Genomic DNA, 21,072 nt, shown 5'->3' with positions numbered 1-21,072 from the left:
CAGCTAAAAGAAAGATCTTGGTCAATTCATAAAGCCGGGAATTTTACTAAGATTCTTTTATTCGATTAATAAGTGAAGCCATCACTTCAGTGGCTTCTTCTTTAAATTTAATGCTCCATTCTTTAGTCCAATCACTTGGTCGACCTTGATCTTCCCATTCAGCTAAAGCAACAGCATTAATTATTTCTAATTCAAACCATATTTTCTGATATCGCTCATCATCGTACAGATCCTCTGATGAATGAATGAACCTAGAGAACACCATTAAGTCATCTAATGAGTTAACCGCATCTTTTATCAAGGATTCTTTATTTTCCATATTTCACCGTTACCACTTTACCTGATTCATTAGTAACAATAGATACATTATTCATTGGGTCATAATGAACAGTCGTTCCCCCTCTACTCGGGGTTGATATTCCATTTTTGATGGTATTTTCTACAACAGATGGAGTAATTCCGCGATCTTGCATACGATCCAAGGCATGACCGGAATACTCTCTGTTATTAATAGTCGCAGGTTCATTCCTTACGGGTTGATAAGAGGGATTCTTAGGCTGATTCATCTGCTTCTGTTTACCTCCCATAGGGAGGGTAGCCCCAGAATTTGTATTATTTGCAGAGTTTCCAGATTTACCTTTACCCAATCCTCCAGTTACAGCACCCAGTGCAGCGCCCGCTAAGATTTCTGCCTGCTGCTTGTCGATACCGTAGCGGCTTTGCAACTGATGCGCAAATTCCGTACTCGAAACGACGCCTTCAGCTTCAATCTGCTGGGCCAACAGAGAAGACATGTCATTCTTCATCCGTGAAGGCACATCGTCACCCAGTACGCGATCGATGGCTTGACGTACCAGCATACCATTAGCCGGGATATCGCCGTATTTTTCCTTGCAGGCGGCGGGATTGGAAGAACACACCGCGATCAGCTCTTTTTGCTGCTTGAGGCTCAGATCTTCCATTTCCTTCGTGATCTGTTTGCAGTCGCCGCGTCCCTCACACCCTTTGGCTCTGGCCGCAAAGTCATCTATCTGCTCCGCGCTCAAAAAGTTATTCTCAATTGCATTCTTCCCTGCCTGCGCCCCAGTGAGGGCACTGGCGGTGGAGTCACCAGCAATACCGCCTGCCAGCCCTGCCGCCAGGGTGGAAAGGGTGCTGATAGTTTGTTTCTGCTCCTCCGTTAATTCACTGACTTTGGCCCCGTCGCCGTAAAGTTGCTTAATCAGGACCTGAGCCGCCAGTTCACCCGACGCGGCACCGGCTGCCCCTGACAAGGCATTATTGCCGCTGACCTCTGCCGCTACCGCGCCTAAAATCGCATGGGCCAGCGTATTGGTGGCGATATCCACCTGATGGGTTTGTGGGTCCGTCGTCAGCGCTTTTATCACCCCGGCCAGATACGGTGAAGCGCCTCCGGCCAGCGCCTGACCGAGATTGTTCCCCGCTAAGCCCTGAATCGCTGCGGTGGCGGCCTGTAGGGCTTTCTGATAGGTTCCGCCGGTCCCAAAGCCCGAGTCATTCAGTGCCTGCGTGTAAGCGGTGTCATAAACTTGCTTATTGATATCCGCCGAAGTCGGGTGTGGATTACCACTGTCGACCAGTTTTTTTCTGGCTGCGGCTTTGTCCGGTTCACTGATATGGTCCAGTTTCGCTTTCGCCGCTTTGGTGGCAATAATTTTCCCTTCGGTACTGGCTATTTCGGTCATCTGGGCGCTGAGCTCGCCAATCAGTTGCGCCTGTTTCAGCCGTTGCTGCTCTTTTTCCTTATCAAATATTGGACTCAGGACATTCGCGGCATTATCGGTATCGCGACTTAAGTTCGCGACATCCTGCGTCTGGTGAACCTTATCCCGGATAATCAGGTTGCCCTCACTGACCGCAGCGTGCGTGGTGGTGCTGTCATGCCCCTGATTATGGGAACCCGTCAGCCCATTGACCGCCAGATTATTCAGGACCTGACCGGCAGTCGGTTGGCCGAGGCTGACGCCCGCACTTTGCTGTTCGACAGTAAAGTCTGCTTGATTTTGCATGTCCTTAAAGCCCAGCGTCCCGGTGTTCAGGGTGTTTTTGGCTTTATCGGCGGTACTTGCTATCACCGCGCCGTCCAGTTGGGTATGGTCACCGACGTTAACCTGATAGCCGCCTTTCCCCGCAAACAGTCCGGTCTGCTCCTGCACGCTGTCGTAGTTGCTGTGCAGTTTATTGCGGCTGGCATTGAGGCTCGCGGTACCGTTAGTGAGGGGACCCACGGTGGCACTGACGCCCGCGCTGGTATTCTGTTGTTTGCTGTCATAGCGCTGGCTGTCCTGCTCGCTGCTGAGGGTCAGATGACGTTTCACCCCGGCGGTCATCTGTTCGCCGCTGACTTGTGCCCCTTTCAGCGTGGTATCCCGGCCACTGTTCAGCCCGACGGTCTGTCCCGCCTGTAACGTGGTGTTAGTGTGACTGACGCCGTTGCCGTTTTCACGGCCGTTGCCCCGACTGACATTGGCCGAGACGTTCAGACCGGTGCCCCCCGGTCCCGCAGTCAGGCCCACGCCCAGCGAGCTGCCGTGGCTGCTGTTTTTGCCGGTAGTCTGCTCGGTGTTCTGGCTGGATGAAAGCTGAATATCCCGGCTGGCATTGAGTTGCAGGTCTTTACCCGCCTGTAACTGGCTGCCCTGAATACGGATATCGCCATTCTGGCCTGATGCGCCTTTGCCATCCCCTTTGGCGGTTATGGTGAGGTTATCCCCGGCCGTGAGACGGCTGCCCTGTTGAGTGGTCTGGCGGTGCTGCTGTTCTGAACGGGAGGATTGCCGACCATAAGACAGGCTCACCCCGGCCAGATTATTATTGCCTTTGTCGTCACTGCCCTGAGCCGCCGCCAGTCGGCCAGCCTGCGCCGCTTGCACTCCGCTGAGGGCGGCTTTAGTGTTTTGCAGGGCTTTCAGGCGCGGGTCACTTTCAGTGCGGGCGGCTCTGGCTGTTTGCACCGCGCTGTTGACGGCCCCGCCTGCTGTGCCACTCAGCGCCACGGTTAAGCCGCTCTGTTTTTGTTCGGTTTTTGTCGAGGTGTGATGGCGGTTTTCCACACTGGTGATATCGACCTGTTGACCGGCGAGCGTCAGGTCTTTACCGGCAATCACCTCACTGCCGTGAACCCGGAGTTGTTCTCCGGCGTTGAGGGCCACGTTACCCTGACTGCTGCCGACCGTGCTGCCTTTACTCAGCTGGCTGTCACTGTCGGTGGTGACTTTCTGGCTGGCTTTACCTAAGGTGAAGCCAATCCCCCCAGTCCCCATCAGGCCCGATTTTTTCTCCTGCCGCAAATGGGTTTCATCGTGCGCTTCGGCGGCGGTGGTGACGGAGAGCTGATGACCGGCGCTCAGGCTGACATCCTGCGTACCGGCGACATTGCTGCCGCTGATATTTAAGTCTTTACCGGCCTGGAGATTCACCTTATCGCCACTGAATGTGGTGCTCAGGGCCTGCCGGTCATGCACTTCGTCGTGGGTTTCCACTGACGACTTCAACAGCCAGCCTTTGCTGGTTTGCTTACTGTGCTCCACTAAGTCTGAGGACGCGGTACCGGTGGTCAGCGTCAGGTTATTGCCAGCCTGCGCCGTCAGTTGTTGACCGGCGTTGACGTGAGCGGCGGTGGCGTTCAAATCCTGCCCGGCTTGCAGGGTCACCTCACCGGCGCCGGTTATCTGGCTGCCGATATCCTGTTGCTGGGTCAGATGGCGATAGTTATCTTTCCCCCAATTCCCTTGCTCTGTGCGGCGCGTGCTTAAGGCGTCCAGCGTCAGGTCATGGCCTGCCGTTATCTCGGTGTGACTGTCTTTACCGGCATTCTTGACGTCACTGGCGGTTAATTGCACATTGTTGATGGCGCTCAGCGATAAGGCGCCGTTATCGTTCCGCACATAGATGCCTGCCGGACGGTCTAACCAACGGTTAGCCTCATCCCCGCGCACCGTCGATGCGCTGATGATATCGCGGCCTTTCAGGGTCACCCGGTCATCCCCCTGAATCCGGCCGCCCCGGTTGGTGAGCGTCTGTTGGGCCGTTAAATCCACTTTGCCGCCGCGAATAAAGCCGCTGTTGGTCAGGTTGTTGGCCGTCAGTTGGGTGACGTCACGCCCGCTGATGGTACCGCTGTTGGTGATATCGCCCTGACTGTTGAGCGCCACGGTATTCCCGGCGAGTAAACTGCCATCACTGCGCAGGTCGCCCTGACGGACGCGCGCATAAACCTGTGGCACGGTGACTACCTCAGTAGTGCCATCCGGTAAAGTCACGGTTTGGTGAGTCAGCCAGATAATGTCCGAGGTCAGCAGCGCCATCTGCGCCGGACTTAAGGCCACACCCGGCGTCAATTGTTGCTGTTTGCCAAAGGCAACGCCGGCATCCATCAACGCCTTAAACTGGGCTTCGTCGTTATTGTAGCCCGGCAGATAGCGCTGGCCGGTCAGTTGGGTGATTTGGTCGCGCACCAGCCGCTGTTCGTAGAACCCATCGCCCAGACGTTTGTGGACCAGCGCCGGGTCGTGCGTTAACTGTTGCCGCATGTAGTCCGAGCCCAGCCACGGTTTATACTGGGTAAATTTCGGGTCGGTCTCGACCAGATAGTGGCTGTCACTGCCCGGTTGCACGGTATACAGGCTGTTATTCGGCAAACGCGTATCGGGCGTCACCACGCGTATCACCGGGTCGACAGTTTGTCCTTTGACGGTCTCCGGGGGCAGGGACAGTTCAAACGGCTGACCGGGAGGCAATACCAGTGGCTGATTTTTGATACCGTTCACCGGTGTGACCGTCGTGGGGGCAGAATGTATCTGACCGGTTTGTCGGTCTGTCATCGTAATATCGGTGCCCTGTGGACGGGTATTCTCCTGCCAGGCCAGCGTTTTCAGGTCGAGGGTTTCTATTACGGGGGCCGGGTCATAATGGCTGCGGCTTTTCCCCTGTGAGGTTTTGGTCCCCCCGAACCCGAACTTTTTCTTTTTGGTTTTTTTAGCATACCAGTGGGTCTGACTGCCCGTATCGGTGGTAATCCGTTCTCCCTGAGTAGCAATATTGTGCAGTTCACCAATTTCACCACCGAGCGTGCCGCCAGCGACAATCTGGCTGTCGTGATTGGTGACCTGCGCACTGTTGAGCGTGATATTACCCCCGGCCAGCATTTTACCGGGGTCACTCTGTTTAACCTGAGTTTCCCTGACGGTGCGGGTGTACTGATATTCGTAAAAATCATTACTGCCGCTGCCGTCCGGCATGATGGCATCGTGCACGCCGTATTTATTGTGGCGGGAAGTGTCCACCTGTGACCACGTAACGGGTGGTCTGGCCGCTCAATACCGCGTCGTGATGGGGCGATTTTTCCGTTTCGACGACCTGAGTCACCAACCCGGCGTTGGTATTGTTAATCCGGTCAGCCTGAATCTTCAGGTTGTTCCCGGCTTCAATCGTCGCGGCGTGATTATTGAGTTCACCGGCTTGACCGGTGGCCGTCAGGGTATTATCCAACCGGCCGCCGATGTGCAGGTCGCCCACGCTGTAAATCTGGGCATGGTCACTGTTGTTCAGTGTGCCGGTGCCAATATCCAGCCGGTCACGCGCCGCAATCACCGCGGCTTTGCCGTTTTGTGCGGTGTTATTCAACGTGCCCGTCTGGAGGGCAAGTTGGTCACCGTAAATACGCCCGGTACCCATGTTGTTCAGGGTATTAGCCGTGAGGTGGGTCAGGCCGCCGTCAATCAGTCCGGTGTTGTTCAGCGTATCGTGGACCTGGATTTGTGTTTGTCCGGCGCTAATTTCACCGGAGGCGCTATTGGTGAGGTTGTGTGCATCAAGATGCAGCGTTTGACCGGCTTTTATCTGGCGGTCATTGATAAGATTGCCGGTCGTTTTCAGCGTCAGATTGCCATTGGCCGCAGTGTTGCCGGTATGGTGAAAATCCTCGGTTAAGGTGACCGCCATATCGCCCTGTGATAACAGTTGGCCGTCCCCACTCAGGCCATGTGCGTTAATCGTGGCCTGTTCCCCGGCAATCAGGGTGCCTTGCCGGTTGTTAATCACCAGAGACGTAGGACGGGTCTCGTCGTCTACGGTAAGCTGTTTGCCCGCGGAGATTAACCCCTCAGCATTCTCCAGCGTGTGACTCACCTGAGCTTGCAGGTGATTGGCCGCCCGTAAAGCGCCTTGGGTATTGTCCACCTGTTGAGCGTTGACCGTCAGGTTTTGCGCTTCCACTCCGTTATCAACCTGCGCTGTTTTCCGGTTAATCAAGCGAGCGGTGTTCAGGGTCAATTGCTGACCGCCACGGATAAGGCCGCCGGTGTTATCGGTTTGGGTGTCAACATTGAGTGTGGTGTCGCCCACCGCCTGCGCCTGCCCGTGACGATTATCGAGCTGGTGAGTATTCAGGGTTAAGGTGTCCGTAGATAACAATTTGCCGTCCCGGTTATCCAGCGCGGCGTGTCGGGTATCGATAGCCAACTGTCCGCCTTGAAGATGACCGTGGCGATTGTCCAGCGGGCCACTGGTGAGGGTCGTCTTGCCATCACCGAGAATATGGCCCTGCTGGTTATCCAGTAACTGCCCGTCAGTGTCCAGAGTCAGGGCGTCAGCGGATTGTAAGGTGCCCTCGCGGTTGGTCAGTTGTCGGCTGTGAATGTCCAGTCCGCCATTTCCGGCTATCTGGCCCTGAGTATTATCAAGCGCGGTGCTGGTCAGCGTGGTTTTGTCGTCCGCCGCGATTATCCCGCCGGTGTTATCGATGTCGCCAGTACGCAAAGTTAAGTGTCCGCCGCTTAATAACCGGCCCGTTTTTTGGTCGGCATCGCGGGTATTGGTGAGCTTCTGCCCGTGGGTATCAATGGACATCTCGCGGCCAGATTGTAACAGCCCCGCCGTGTTATCCAGTTCACCACTATTGACCTTCAGGGTGTCCTCGGCTATCACCTGTCCGGCGGTATTGGTGAAGGGATGGCCTGTGGTCTGGCTGTCAATGTCTTGCGCCAGCAATACGCCCTGCGTGTTATTCAGGGTCTGGCTGGTCGTGGTCAGTCGGGTTTTGGCTTCAAGATGACCGTTAACGTTTTGAATAGTTTTGCCCACGGTGAGGGTGGCGCTGTCCCCGGTGGCAACAATGCTCCCCTGATTATTATTCAGTTGGGAGGCACTGAGTCGGAACGCGTGGCCCGCTTCCAGCCGGCCCGACTGATTGTCCAGCGTGTCTTTGACCGCCAGTGTCAGCGAGCCTTTTTCGGCGGCCACGATGTTGCCGTGACGATTATTGACGGTTGTTGCTTTAAGGTTCAGGTTGCCGTTGCCTGCAAGGGTGCCGTGCTGGTTATCCAGCCTCCGGGTGGTGAGGGACAGCGTATCTTTGCCCTGTTGTTGCATCACACCGCCTTGATGGCTCAGGGTGTCGGCGTTGATGGTTATCTGCCCGGCCTGAGTTTCAGCGTGGTTGAGTTGCAGTTCACCGGCCTGTATCGTCAGGGCGCCATGGGTGAGCAGTTTGCCCTTATCACCCAGCCACCGTTGGGTATTGAGCGATAATTGCCCCTGACCGGCCAACTGCACCGTTCCCTGGTTGTTATCGGCCTGATGCGCGGTCAGATGCAGGTCCTCGCCCTGACTGGCAATAGTGCCCTGATGGTTATCGAGCTGGTCAGTAGTGAGCGTCAGCTTCCCCTGATTGAACACCATCCCTTCACGATTATTCAGGGTGCGGGTATGGAGCATCAGTTCACCGGTCCCGGTCTGGTTAATTTCTCCTTTCAGGTTAGAGATATCAGGCGTCGTCAGATGGATTGCCCGCGCCACTAACTGGCCGCCGTCGTTGTTAAACTGGCCCGGGGTTTTCGCGGTCAAACGGTCGGCATTGACGCTGGCACGAGCGGTATTGATGCCCGATTGACCGGCAGTCAGTTGAATCTGACCGGCTGCGGTCTGGCTGTCGCTCAGGTCAATCCGCTGACTGTGGATAGCCAGCGTATCGGCGGCCAGATTTTTGCCCTTAGCCTGAACGTGCTGCGCGGTCAGAGTCAATGAGCCGGGGCGGGTGGTGTTGCCGTTATCATCCAGCCCCGCAGCCCATACGCTGTCATGGCTGCTGTGTATCGTGTCGGCAGTAACGGTGGTATCGCCGCGGGCTTCCACCCGGCCCTGATTGCGCAGTGCTCCCTTGGTCTGTAAATTTACCGCCGATTGTGACAGCAATTTGCCCGTATTCGAGATACCCGAGGAAGCCGTTAATTGCAGGGCGTCACGGCCACTAATGGTGCCGCGGTTCTCTACCCAACCCTCAGCGGTGATATGGACCTCGCCGGCAGACGCGCCGATATTACCGGCATTATGCACGCCCACCCCCGTTTCGGTGCCTATCAGCCTGATTTTATGGGCATACATGCCGCCCAGCGCCGCCACATCCAGCGCAAACGCCGGGTGCTTTTCATCGTCAACCGATTTTTTCTCTATCTGCTGATGCGCCGCATCCACAATATTGCGCCCGGTGGTCACTTTCAGGTCTTGCGCGTGTAATTTGGCGTTAATCGCCACGGAGCGGGCGATAATATCGGTGTAACTTTGCTGTGTGCTGTCCATGCCGTGCCCGTCAATCCGCACGTCCCCCTGATTGACATCAAATCCTTTCAGCCGGCCTCTCTCCATCAGGGCTTGTCCGGTAGTGAGCGTGGTGCGATGTGAGTTAATGAACCCGCAACCGTTACAGGTGATACCCGCCGGGTTGGCAATAATCACCTCAGCTTTATGCCCGGCGACTTCAATCCAGCCATTGAGGTGACTGGGGTCACGACTGTTGACTTCGTTAAGAATAACGCTGGCGTCCCCTTTGGCTAACCACGGATTGCCCGCTACCATGCCGCCGAGTTGCGTCTGCGTAGCTTGATGGCTGTTATTGAGGATAACCCCCTGTTTATCCACGTCAAACTGACGGTAGGTATTGTGAGAAACGCCGTCGGCTCCGGGCGTCTGAATATTGACCTGCGGCGTGCCATTGGCGCTGTGGATAATCGTCGGTTGCTGACGGCCCGGTGCCTGCCCATCCGCCACGATGTTCGCCTGGGCGGTGAGCGAAATGCCGCCAAGGGCTAACACAAGACTGAATCGTAGCACGGTGAGTCGGCAACGACACGACAGTAGAGATGGGCGCCGGGTGCGACGTCCCGTTCGTCCCCGTCCGGCGCGTGCTATCTCTGCTACCACCATCCACATCTGGCGGGCCTGATTAAAGATAATACGATACAACTGCTTGTTCATGACGTTTGCTCCACTCACTCGCTACACACGGGCAGCGTTATTATTCTGAATCAGTACTGCCAATACAGGTTGAATCCGGCCGTGACGGGGGAAGTTTGGAAACCGGCGGGTTTGGACAGCGGGACACCAACAAACAGGTCGTAGCTCACCTTTTTCAGGCTGCCGCGCCAGCCCAGAGCGCTCCCCGCCAGGTGTTTTCCGAGCAGCGCGTCGCTGCCCCGGCCGCCCACTTCGCCATAATCCATTGCCAGATACAGCGACTGCCCGCGCAGCGGGGTTTGCCAGTCCAGTTCGTTGCGTCGTTGCGGCTGTACCAACCCCGATCAGCGGATAAGGTCAACTCGCCATCAAAGCCGCGTACCGTCCAGCGACCGCCAATCGAGAAGCGATCCTGGGGCGTCAATGGGCTGGCGCTTATCTGACGCAAATATTGGGTCTGATAAGAAAAGGGCTGAGAAAACAGCGTTAACGGCCCGGCAAGTGTCGCCGAGAACTGGGTGATTTTGGGTAAGGCGGTCCCTTCATTGCGGTACTCTTCCGGCGCCGGTTGCGCACCAAACCAGCGCATGCCTTGCTGGTAAGTCACCCGGGTATCCAGCGTCGCGCTGCCGATAAAGTGATGATGGGACAGCCCCAGCTTCCAGCCCGCAGTTTCCCGGCGCTGAACATCAACTTCGGTTTTATCAATAAAATTGCGCGAAGTCCGACGATAAATTTCACCGTTAAGCAGGGTTTTCTGGTCGGCATTACGGTGCAGCACCCGGCTAAGCTGGACCGCCAGGTTTTGACTTTTGCCCCGGTATTGGATCGCCTGATTCAGCCCGGCTATTGTCTGGGTATAATCGTAATGGCTGGCCGTCACGCTCGCCATCCAGTAACCGAAGGGCAGGGAGTAATAGAGCGTGTCATTTTGGCTGCCCTTCCCGGCAGACGAATGAATATCGCGCCCACCGGAGAGATAGAACAGGTCGCTGAGCGCCAGCGGATTATCCAGAAAGAAGGTGAGTCCGCCCTGATAACGTCCGGTGCTTTTGGAGCCGGTATCATCCAGATACGTGGCGACTCGCCAGTGCCGGGACTGACGCCAGTCCAGCACAATATCGCTCTCCCCCGGCTGCTCTGCCGGGACAATATTCATATCCGCCTGCACGGTGGGGAAACGTTGCAGATTTTCCAGTCCCTGCTCAATATCCCGTAAATCCAGTAATTTTCCTTCACGCGCGGGAAAGGGGGTTATCCGCTGGATATATTTCCCGCTGTCAGGGGTATAGCGGATATGCCGGATTTTTCCCGGTATCATCACCAGTTTTAAGGTTTGGGTACGCAAATCCTGACGAGGAACCAGAACCCGGCTGGTGACATAGCCGTGATTAATGAGCTGATCTTGCAATTGGGTTATCAGCCAGCTAATGCCTTTATCGCCCAGACAATGGTTTTCGCCCTGTTGAGCGACACGCCGAAACGGTAACCAGTGCGGGAAATTTTCGGTGCCTGCCAGTCTGACGTGGGTAATGGGAAAACACGGAGTTTCCACCGGAAAAGCAGATGATTCCCCCGTTTCCGGTACAGACAGGTGAACCTCCGCGGGCGGCGGGGCTAATTGCGCCTCCAGGGCTTGCTGACGGGCCTGTTGATGAATGAGTTGTTGATCTGCGATGTTGGCGGCTTGACTACCTGAGACTGCACTACAAAAAACCGTTAATACTACAATACTGCTTTTCATTGACTTTCTATTCCACAATGTCGAAACAGCATTAACCGCGAATTTAACTTAGCGATCAATATTTGGGATTGATTATCAACCGGGCAACTAAAATAGGGAGTTGGTCAAGATAGCAGCAAAAACAAGAGGTTATATGACAAGGCAAAAAACAGGCCAATGTGATTATTTTGTGACAGGATTGTATAAAAAACAGATTAATATTAATCATTTAATAATCAACATTAATAATTTCAAATTAATTTTATTGTTTTATTTTAATTATGTGATGAGCATCACATTTATGATGATTGATTTCAGCATTGAATTACTTGAACTGTGACAGTTATTTTTAATTTGTGATAAGTAATGACCTTTTCTGATTAGATTGGATGATGACTTTTAGCTCAGTTGGCAAAACAGGCGCTACGCTATTGCGGATTGGGAGATAATCATCAGAAGCAGGTGTTCGTAATTCATTCACAGAGTGGAAAAAATCATGAACCTTAAGGAGACAAAGATCGCTAGTGCGGATTTATGCCAGTCTTGCTTTGTGTCAACTGTTCGGCCTGTCATTTTGCTCACTTTTTGAAAGGCATAAATGATTATTCTATACAGTATGAAAAGCTTTCTTGACCTTGAAATGGACCTTGATTAATTTAAGGCAGTATTCGTTGTCGCGTAAGCGATCGTTAATGTTCCCGCAGTCTGAGAGGAACGCCTTCGGGTGACTGATCTCAATGCCATCATAGCCTGAGAGATGGCGTCTTCGGACGGCAAATCCGTTTATCCTTTGAAAACGGGTATCACTAACAATAGTGATGAAGGTGCAATTTCACAGACAGTTTTCTGACTTGCCAGTATCCTCAAACAACACCCTGCGGGTTGATTTTGCTTTCTACGCTTGCCTGGGTGGTTTCGTTCAGCAGTCTGGATGACTGTTGCCAGATTTGACAGGTTATTGGGTATCTTGCGGACAACGCATTGGGTCCAGAAGAAATGGGCGGCGTCACTTGTTGGCGTGATAACGAAAACCAAGTGACGCTGCCAGCGTACAACCTTCCAAACCACGTAATACAAGCTTTCCCCACGTCTTCTACCGTCTGATCGACACGTAGTACATCGGTCAGGATAGTTTGAAGACTGCCCACTTACCCTAACGTCTTGAGTGAAAAACAATCATGTTGACGTTTTATATTCAGAAGAAGGAGAACAATCGACTCGGTATTGATGGCGACGTCAGTGAAAACTGGCGTTGGAGGTAGTCTGACAACGGTCAGGACGGTGTAAACCGCGAACAGCTCAGAGAGCTGGGGTGCCTCGTAAGAACTCAACATTTCGCCACCCCGATGCACAGATATCAGTCGAGCTGCAGGAAGCGCAAATCAAACCGTGCCGTTGGGGTTGAGAGATGACATTCAGAATACCGTTTTGTATTGCTTGCCTCCGTCAGGTTACAAGCGGTGGTGTCGTGTGGGTTAAAAAGGAAATCGTTTGCATGTCAAAGTTGAGTAAACAGTTAGTCACATTGGCCCGTCAGGCTGGCGGCAGTTTTAAAACCGTTTCAGACAGAATGAAAATAGCCAAACGTCTGGCAGAAAGCATGGCGATATTAAATATTCAAATCCGTGATATTAAGAATATGAAAATGAATCATATTGAAAAATATATCGATAGCCGAAAGTCAGAGAATATTTCAAAGCGCACGTTACAAAATGAGATGGCGGCCGTTCGGGCGATATTCGCTATGGCGGGAAGATCTCAATTAGCTAACCCTCATCACGAACGGTTAAGTAATCATGCGCTCGGATTATCTGGCGCCAGCCGGGAGGGGACTAAGATGGCGATTTCGGATGAGCGTTATCACACGACGCTTGTTTTGGTCCGGGGGAAAGATGAAGGGGTAGCTGCGGCTATGCAACTTTCTCGTTATCTGGGACTGCGAACGGAAGAAGCGGTTCAGGCGGCAAAGTCATTAAGAACGTGGGAAAAAGCCTTATTGCGTGGGGATGAAAGAGTGAGGGTAGTGTTTGGTACAAAAGGAGGACGTCCCCGTGACACGACGGTGGTTGAGCGGGATAAAGTGATCCAGGCAGTCAGAACGGCAATAAAGTATGCCAATAAAAATCAGGGTCGTTTGATTGATAAACCGAATTTACATTCGGCCATTGATCGTTACCGGAATATCGTCAGGGAAGCGGGGTTAACCGGAAAGTCTTCGCCACACAGTTTGCGTTATGCTTATGCTGTTGAGGCCATAAGTTATCATTTGTCGAAAGGATTCAGTCGAAAAGAAGCGGAAGCGATGGTTTCAATGGATTTAGGGCATGGGGATGGACGCGGGCATTATGTTGCCCGTGTCTACAATAAATAGCACGGTGACGATTAATCGGTTTTTGAATTTAACTTGAATCGAAACCGCCCCGGGCTTAATATCAGGGCGTTAATTTGTTGTTTTCGGACAACGGCCAATGTCAGATGAGTCTGAGACTGACGCCTTTGGGTGACTTGTCATAAAACCATTGTAACCTGAGAGATGGTGCCTTTTGGCGGTACACCCGTTTATCCTTTGAAAACGGGTATCACTGATTACAGTGATGAAGGTGCATTTTTAGTAACACACGGTGGTCGGCTGGCCATCTGATGATCTCACCGTCGAGGGACAGGGTGAAGCCTGTTGTCTCTCTCATATCAACCACCTCCTGATGGGGAATACCTTTCCCTGAGGGATGAGGTTATTCCTCATTTTTTATATTTGAGGAAATATTATGCAAACTTTATCGTTATTCACTGAAATATCGGTGCAAGCTGTCCGGTTTGAAGCGCTGATTGGGCGTAAAGTTAAGTCGGGGAAATTGCCCCGGCTAGCGATACTGTTCAGGCATCCTGACAGGGATTGACCTGACGGATTTATTCACTTTGTATGATGTTCGTGATGAACATCTTCCTTACATTTCCCGGGGCTTGTCCCCGTCAAGGGCGGGCTCCCGGTAACAGGAGTGGTTAATGCCTGCTTTTCACCCCACCACTGATACGACAGCCTTGTCGGCTTCAGAGAGGTTAACACCGAAACAACGTTCACTTATCCGCGATTTGATCCGTGATGAGTGTGACTACCGAGATCGTGACGCACTTCTTAAACTTTTGGGCATGATAACGCTGTTCAAAATTGCAGGGATCCTGACGTTAGGTGTGCTGTTGCTGGTTTTCCAGTTGTTATGGGGATAAAGGAAACGAACGATGTTAATGATCTTTGTGACAGTACTTTGGAGCATTATTCGTTGGATTTCGCTGTCGTTTTACCATGTTATGTCCTGGCTGTTACGCCGAAGACAGGTGAGACTGCCGGTGACTCATATGACCCAGGCACGGAGACACACGGTGTATGCCGGTAAATGGCAACTTTCTGATGACGCGAAGTCGTGCGGGAGACCGGTTGTGGTCAGAGATAGACACAGCTACAAACCAGGTGTGGAGTTGCTGTATTTCGGTGAGGAGAGTCCGGAACCGTTTTATGGCGAGCGGTACCTTATCGACGAAACGGAAGCGGTGGATTCGGCGCAACAGATGCTCACGCGTCTGCTGAGACAGCGTAGTTTGTTGAAGGCTTATGATGAGGCCGCATAATGGTCAATGAGACGTTGACTGCCGTTACCCGGGCGGTGATGCCGGCTGTGGCGATTGAAGAGCAAGTCTGGCTGCGAATGGTAAGTTATCCGTCTGCGCCGGAATGTGAAACAGAGCGGTTTCATCAACTGATTTACCAGGCATTCAAAGCCTGGTCGGCAGCCAAGCCGGGAACGTGTGAGGTGACGTTTGGTTTTTTCTGTTTGCCGCATGACGGCGACATGAAGACCCCCTTATGGCAAGCGCTGCGGCTTAAACATGAATCTGATCGGTTGCTGATTGCGTTGGACGCCTAATTTATTGATCACCCTGACGGGGAAACCCGTGAGGGTTAACTCCGTCAGTCATTTTTTTACAACAGGAGTTAACCCTATGAGTACAATGACGACGAAAGAACACATTCTGAAACCGTCTCAGTCTCTGTCAGTGCAGGCGCTGACTGAGCCGGAGATATTCAAAAAAACCCGTAGCCGGTTTAATCAGTGGCTGCAGGCGCAATTCGACAATCACTATCACACGCTGAGAAATCATGGTTACCGCTGTTTTCTTGCTCGCCATCATCCGACCGAGCTTGAGCGTTACGATGAGGCCTGTGAAGCCTTACGGCGTGAGGAATTTCACCGGTTCAGTGAGTTGCAGACGCTGGGGCTGTTCCTGTATCAACAGGTTCAGCTAAAGGAGAAAAAACTCAGGCAGCGTCGTCGCTGGCTGTTGACCGGGATAGCATTGACGTCGCTGGTGACAGGCGTGTGTTTGATGCTTCATGCTTACGAAGTTGACTTGTCAGCAGCTTATCACTGGCTGACCGCGTTACCGGCCAAAATAGCTCATTATTTCATGCGCTAATTATTTATCCCCCGGGGAGAGACGACTCCCTGTGGAAGGGTCTCTTCCTTAATTTTAGACAGGAAAGATGATGACCCTTTCTTACCTACCGGATGATATCTGCCGGTTAATAACCCGACGTCTTACAGACAGCCTGGAAAGTGGATGGACGCCCTGGCAGCAGCCCTGGCAAGCGGCCAGTGAGTACGGTTTGCCGCAGCATGCACTGACCGGACAACCGTTTAGCGGTATCAATGTGCTGTTGCTCTGGCAAACTATGTTGCAGCGGCAGTTGATATCTAACCGCTGGTTAACCGGTGATGAGTTAAGAGCGTTAGGCGGATGGGTGGTCAACGGTGAAAAACCGACAACCATCGTCCGTTACCGGCCTTCAATGTCGCTGATACGTGTCATTAATCTGGAACAATGTGAAGGACTGCCGACAGAACTTCAACCCGGTTGTCCTTTACCTCCCCGTCCGGCTCCCGGTTTTACTGCTGTTCAGCAACTGGTGACGGCCAGTGGGATCCCGGTGGTTCATCGGTCGGGCATCATACCCGTTTACCGACCATGGCATGATCGTATTGAGCTGCCCGTCCGGCAGGACTACGTTGAAGATGCACAATACTGGCATGACTTGTTGCATCAACTGGTGTGTGCCACTGGCCATCCGTCCCGGTTAAACCGCTTTGGCCTGACAGCCCGAAGTCAGTGGGATGAAGCTCGGGAGCAAGGGGTGACAGCCCTGGGATCGGCGTTTGTGGCTGTACTGACCGGTGTGCGGGGTAACCCGGTATATCCGGATAGTGTGGCACCCTGGGTGCAGACTTTGGGTTCAGATCCATGGTGGTTGTTTCAGGTGGCTAATGATGCCCGTCGTGCTATGGATTATTTGCAGCGCCGAAGACAACAGTTACCAACCCGTGTAGGGTTGTGGCAACAGATGGCGACCGTACTGCTTAGCGAACATTATGGCCTGCCGCTGGATGACACGATGTTGGGATGTGATGCAGTCGTTCAGCGTCATATCGACGGTGGTATCACGCCGCTCATGGCTATCAGTGCATTGGCACGAATATACGAGTGGGACCGGTGTGATCAGTCCGAAGGGCGGTTATTCCCGGAAGAATTGGGGCCGGCCAGTGAGGCACTGGCCTTGTTCTCCAGCCAGCCATCGTGTCTGAACTATTATCGGGTACCGGTCACAGAACAGGCTGATACCGATGAACCGGATACGTTATTACAATCTGAGCGGTTGTCACCGCCGGTGGCGTCTGAGACGGACAGTGAGGATGAAGATAATGACCCTTATTCTCCTGACGATAATGTGGTGGCGCTACCTTTGGCGGCGACTTACCGGGAACCGAATCCACATAAGCAGGCGTTTATCAGACTGTTTAACCAGATTGCCCCGCATGAAAATCGCTGGCAGGTGTTCTGTGATTTTGTGCATATGGCCGCCTGTTCATTGTATAACGCGCTGTTGCAAAATGAGGAATTTGAAGCGGACTATATGCAGCGGGTTAAACGTTATTCCCGTGAAGATGCATTCCGGCTGAGTCGTTTGCTGAGTGAAGTTATTATGGGTCTGGAGTATGAGGTCGGTGATTTTCTGGGGTCTATTTTTATGGCGCTGGAATTAGGTAATGACCAGTCTGGTCAGTATCTTACGCCGTTTCCTGTCAGCCATATGATGGCCAAATTACAGCTGGCTGACGGTTTGCCAATGCTGAAATCCGGTGAGCGTGAATATATCACGGTGTCTGACCCGGCTTGTGGTGCCGGCGGGATGATTATTGCGATGCATCAGGCTATGCTGGAAGCGGGGTTTAATCCTCAGCAGCAGATGCTGGCGTTTTGTGTCGATATCGACCCGGTTGCCGCGATGATGACGTATATCCAGCTGTCGTTGCTGGGTGTCCCGGCCGTGGTCACGGTGGGCGATTCACTCACTCATGTCATGTCTCAGCAAATGGTGACGCCAATGTACCATTTAGGCTTCTGGCAGTTCAAACGTCAGCGTCAGGAAGCTGAAAACGAAATAGCGATGCGCAAGGCTGGCTGACACACATCTTTAATTCAAGTCACCATTGGGTGGCCTCACATTAACCCGATAGGGGATATCCCCTACAGGGGGAACCCCGTCAATCACGAGATTTCCCTTATGTCTTTATTACGTTTTTATATCCGGCATCAATTCGTCGAACGAATGGGGCTGGCGCTGAATGACAATGCTATTTTCTGTCTGTTTCATGAGTGCCAGGGAGACTACGTCAATACCCATGTAAAGTTTACCAAAGAGTTACTTTTGCCTGTCATGACTCATCTTTTGGACAGTTTGTCTGAGGAGCCGGCAAACCGGGCCAGATGCAGAAATAGTGAACGTATCCTGACGTTATGGATACGGGGAATGGATGCGATATCTCATGTTTATCAGGATCCGAGGCTGATGCCTTATACCCATCCGGAAAGCAGTGGTCGTGTGGATACCCTTATCAGACCTGACACAGCCGTTTTGCTGAATATGCCGGCGGAGGAGTTTCTCCGTCTGACGGCGCAGGATAACCTGCCGGAAGATGAGCAAATTGGGCTGGAACAGTTCAGCAAAACGCAAAAATACTGGACACATTTTATGGACTATCTGGATAAGCGGTTGACAGAAACGTGTCTGTATTGTTTTGAACGTTTGGGTCAATTTCTGCGTCACTTACAGGTTGAACCCCGTTTAATACGGCGTTTTTCCTCCGCTATCGGTTACATCGATGTATTCATGGGGCCACAGGATTTGCACAATATTGATGCAGAGGAATTTGAGTCAGGGTATCTCGAAGAGTATATCGATGCGGTCTCTGATGGACTGATGACACCCGTCCAGTTCCAGGTTGATGTGGTATACAAAAATGATCGTGTGATAGAGAGTTTTCGATCAGATATAGACATTGAAGATGTTAACAACCCAACACTCAGAGATTATCGGGAGGTGATGGATGAGGCAATCACATGGGTACATGAGCAGTTTGTGCGGAAAACCCACCCGGAGAGTACCATTGCCCCCATACGAAAGTTAGCGGCTTGATTGAAAGTTAATCCTGACTGCGGGTACGCCGGTGGTTATTTTTCACCCTGACGGGCGTTATTTCCCGTCAGGGGATAACGCCCGTTTTTATTTTGGCGTGTTACCGATGAAAAAGATTAAAACCAAAACAGCCCCAAAAACTGTCTGCAAGAACAAAGCCGCCCGTCGTCATGGCAGGCGTTTCCAGCCTGATTTATACCGGGTGATGACGGGCAGGATTATCGCGGCGTTTGGAAAAAGAAGGCGCCCTGATGTACAGGCCACAAAATTGTGGAGACCGGCTGTCCGGCTATAAATAACTGGGATGGGTCTATCCGAAAGCCGGATAGCCTTTTTTCACATCGCTGAACTTATCACCTGCCTGTGGGGTCATTGCCTTCACCAGGTAGGCCCTGTTTCAGGTAAAAAAAGAGGATTTTTTACTATGCCGAAGTGTTACGCCAATCGTTTGCATATCACGGGTCAACCTGACCAACTGGATGCGCTGCAACAATGGGCATTGGGAGATAAAACTCCCTATTACGGGCAGGCTATCCATCAAAGTATTAAGCTGTTTGTTGCGGGCTGTGCCGGTCTCTTGCAACCCACTGAAACGACAGATTACTCACTTTATCCGGCGCTGGTAGCGAAAGGAACAGGGGTAGACTCACCGGAAAACCGGGCGTTTGAGCACTGGCTGACCTTGTTAGAAGAGAATGTGGCGCTTGATGAAGTCACCAGCCAACAGATTGACAGGCTATACCAACAAAGTGGTCTGGCCGCGCGAAAATGGGAGACGTTGCTCCCGGCAGCGCAGGAAACCATCATCGCGTTGTTTAACCAAAAGTCCTGCGACTGGTTCGGTCTGGTTGGCTGGAACGCAGAACGTGACACGGAAATGCTGTGGTCTCATCTTGATGACAGGCTGACAGAGACAGTTCCGGGTGACTTGTTTCTGCTGATACCGACCCGTCTTGCGAGTGAAATCAATGGATTTTGCGGTGGATTGTTAAGGGATCACGAAACGACTCATGAGTTGTATTTCCGATTGTACGATATGGCACGCCCGCGAGGTTATGACATAGCCTGGAAGTACAATGATGATGGTAGTCTGACCGGGAATTTTGATACAGCACCCTGGGAGCCATGGTATGAAAAAATCATGGTGCCTTTATCCCGGCAATATCACTGCCATATTACCCATTATTTTGAGGATGTCTGTGGCTTTTGTGGTTACGACAAATACCAGAATGGGCAGTGGGAAGCTGGCAGCTTTGATGAACTGGAATTTGGTGAGGAAGACGGTATCCGTAAAGTGATCGGGCCGGCCTACATTCTCGGCAATATTTCATATGACGGATGTGAGTGCGCTGACAATGTTATCCCGCAGGGAAATTCCTTGTGGTGAATTGACATAAAAAACAGGTTCAGGTTTACCTGAGCGTCTGATAACGCTACTGCCGGCGGATATGACGTCGGCGATTTACCCATTGGGGGAATATGTCCTCTGAGGGGGCGTGTTCCCCCCTTTTCTCAGGAACACGTTTTGTCTGTATTGATTAATCACAAAAAAGCGTTTATGGCTTTATTGAATGAAACAGCGCGTTATCATCAGCGCGACCGGGTATTTGGTGATTTTGTGCAGTGTGCGGCAATCAGTCTGCATAATGCTGTTTGCCCGGACAGTGAGCTGGAGCAACAGTATTTGCAAATCATAAAACATTATAAACCGGAAGATGTGACGCGGTTGTCTCAACTGCTTTTGCATGTCATAACGGTATTGGAACGTGAACCCCACGATTTTCTTGGCGGCATTTTCATGGAGATGAATTTGGGTAGCAAGCACCTGAAACAATTCTTCACACCCTGGCATATTAGCCGGGTGATGGCAAACATGCAATTGAGTGACCTGCGACAATTTTTAGAGAAACACCCCTTTTTCACCTTGTACGAGCCTGCCTGTGGCGCGGGTTGTATGGTTATTGCGGTGGCGGAAGAATTGAAAACCTCAGGCTATGTCCCTGCCCGGCATATGTGGGTATCCTGCGTTGATATGGACGTCATAGCCGCTTCCATGGCGTATATCCAGCTTTCTCTGTTGGGGATACCCGGGGAGGTGGTGGTAGGTAATGCGCTGACAAATGAACGTCATCAGGTCATGTATACCCCGGTACACTGGCTGGAAAACTGGCCGTGTCGTCTCAGGAAAAATCGTAAGCAGTATGAGGTGCAAACGGTTTGAGACACTGAATTAAGCTAATTCCGGCTCTTGAGCCGGAGTTTTTATCCAACAGGACGGAGATGAAAAGTAAATCGATTGAGGTTATTTTGTTCATCGCTGACACTTTTGGTTTGAATCAATAGTGCTTCCCAGATGCACCGGACACACTCTATTTTCCTCTTTAACCCTTTCTTGCATGATCCATTTTTGAATAAAATTCTTGCTTTTTGTATTTATCATGACTGATTCAACGAAAGAACCGGATACATGCTTCGTTTACCCGTGATTGAATTGGAAACATTTGAATCATTGCGTGCGGTTTTCATTGATTAATTTTTATTCCCGGAAAAGAGTTTTGCCTTGTCCCTGTCA

13 protein-coding genes and 2 pseudogenes are annotated in these 21,072 nt (G+C 52.1%); 11 read left to right on the top strand and 4 right to left on the bottom strand.

The genetic code is table 11. From position 1 onward, the window contains the following. Positions 1-46: 46 nt before the first annotated feature. From ACUN2T_RS20770 to ACUN2T_RS20755, 4 genes and pseudogenes are all read right to left on the bottom strand, one after another. Entirely contained in the window at positions 47-319 is a 273-nt protein-coding gene (locus ACUN2T_RS20770) for a hypothetical protein (RefSeq protein WP_271868210.1), read from the bottom strand. Beyond that, positions 309-9,273: pseudogene (locus ACUN2T_RS20765) on the bottom strand (two-partner secretion domain-containing protein). The gene ACUN2T_RS20770 and the pseudogene ACUN2T_RS20765 overlap by 11 nt, the downstream one beginning before the upstream one ends. A 50-nt stretch (positions 9,274-9,323) precedes the next feature. Next, positions 9,324-10,996: pseudogene (locus ACUN2T_RS20760) on the bottom strand (ShlB/FhaC/HecB family hemolysin secretion/activation protein). A 762-nt stretch (positions 10,997-11,758) separates the two neighbouring features. Then, positions 11,759-12,052: a hypothetical protein gene (locus ACUN2T_RS20755; RefSeq protein ID WP_445494826.1), complete on the bottom strand. Its 294-nt coding sequence runs from the start codon at positions 12,050-12,052 to the stop codon at positions 11,759-11,761. A gap of 418 nt (positions 12,053-12,470) precedes the next feature. On the opposite strand from ACUN2T_RS20755, the gene ACUN2T_RS20750 reads away from it, so the two are divergent. From ACUN2T_RS20750 to ACUN2T_RS20700, 11 genes are all read left to right on the top strand, one after another. Then, positions 12,471-13,346, top strand: a complete 876-nt coding sequence (locus ACUN2T_RS20750) for an integrase domain-containing protein (protein WP_445494825.1) — start codon at positions 12,471-12,473, stop codon at positions 13,344-13,346. A 394-nt stretch (positions 13,347-13,740) separates the two neighbouring features. Then, the gene (locus ACUN2T_RS20745) at positions 13,741-13,872 is read left to right on the top strand and encodes a hypothetical protein (protein ID WP_445494824.1); all 132 of its coding nucleotides are present in this window, start codon (positions 13,741-13,743) and stop codon (positions 13,870-13,872) included. 106 nt (positions 13,873-13,978) lie between these two features. Then, on the top strand, positions 13,979-14,200 hold the full coding sequence (locus ACUN2T_RS20740) for a hypothetical protein (RefSeq protein ID WP_445494823.1): 222 nt from the start codon (positions 13,979-13,981) through the stop codon (positions 14,198-14,200). Between the two features lie 12 nt (positions 14,201-14,212). Then, on the top strand, positions 14,213-14,599 hold the full coding sequence (locus ACUN2T_RS20735) for a hypothetical protein (protein ID WP_445494822.1): 387 nt from the start codon (positions 14,213-14,215) through the stop codon (positions 14,597-14,599). Beyond that, entirely contained in the window at positions 14,599-14,895 is a 297-nt protein-coding gene (locus tag ACUN2T_RS20730; protein WP_445494821.1) for a hypothetical protein, read from the top strand. Before ACUN2T_RS20735 ends, ACUN2T_RS20730 begins: the two co-directional genes overlap by 1 nt. Before the next feature lie 76 nt (positions 14,896-14,971). After that, a complete protein-coding gene (locus tag ACUN2T_RS20725) occupies positions 14,972-15,445 on the top strand; it encodes a hypothetical protein (protein WP_445494820.1) in 474 nt (157 codons plus the stop codon). 67 nt (positions 15,446-15,512) lie between these two features. Further along, the gene (locus ACUN2T_RS20720; protein WP_445494819.1) at positions 15,513-17,489 is read left to right on the top strand and encodes an ArdC-like ssDNA-binding domain-containing protein; all 1,977 of its coding nucleotides are present in this window, start codon (positions 15,513-15,515) and stop codon (positions 17,487-17,489) included. Between the two features lie 99 nt (positions 17,490-17,588). Continuing rightward, entirely contained in the window at positions 17,589-18,500 is a 912-nt protein-coding gene (locus ACUN2T_RS20715) for a hypothetical protein (protein ID WP_445494818.1), read from the top strand. Between the two features lie 31 nt (positions 18,501-18,531). After that, the gene (locus ACUN2T_RS20710) at positions 18,532-18,795 is read left to right on the top strand and encodes a hypothetical protein (protein ID WP_445494817.1); all 264 of its coding nucleotides are present in this window, start codon (positions 18,532-18,534) and stop codon (positions 18,793-18,795) included. A gap of 129 nt (positions 18,796-18,924) precedes the next feature. After that, the gene (locus ACUN2T_RS20705) at positions 18,925-19,887 is read left to right on the top strand and encodes a DUF1281 domain-containing protein (protein WP_445494816.1); all 963 of its coding nucleotides are present in this window, start codon (positions 18,925-18,927) and stop codon (positions 19,885-19,887) included. A gap of 138 nt (positions 19,888-20,025) precedes the next feature. Next, the gene (locus ACUN2T_RS20700; RefSeq protein ID WP_445494815.1) at positions 20,026-20,721 is read left to right on the top strand and encodes an N-6 DNA methylase; all 696 of its coding nucleotides are present in this window, start codon (positions 20,026-20,028) and stop codon (positions 20,719-20,721) included. Positions 20,722-21,072: the final 351 nt, after the last annotated feature.

Source organism: Photorhabdus machadonis, from assembly GCF_052657765.1.
This window is presented reverse-complemented; position numbering and strand designations above follow the sequence as displayed.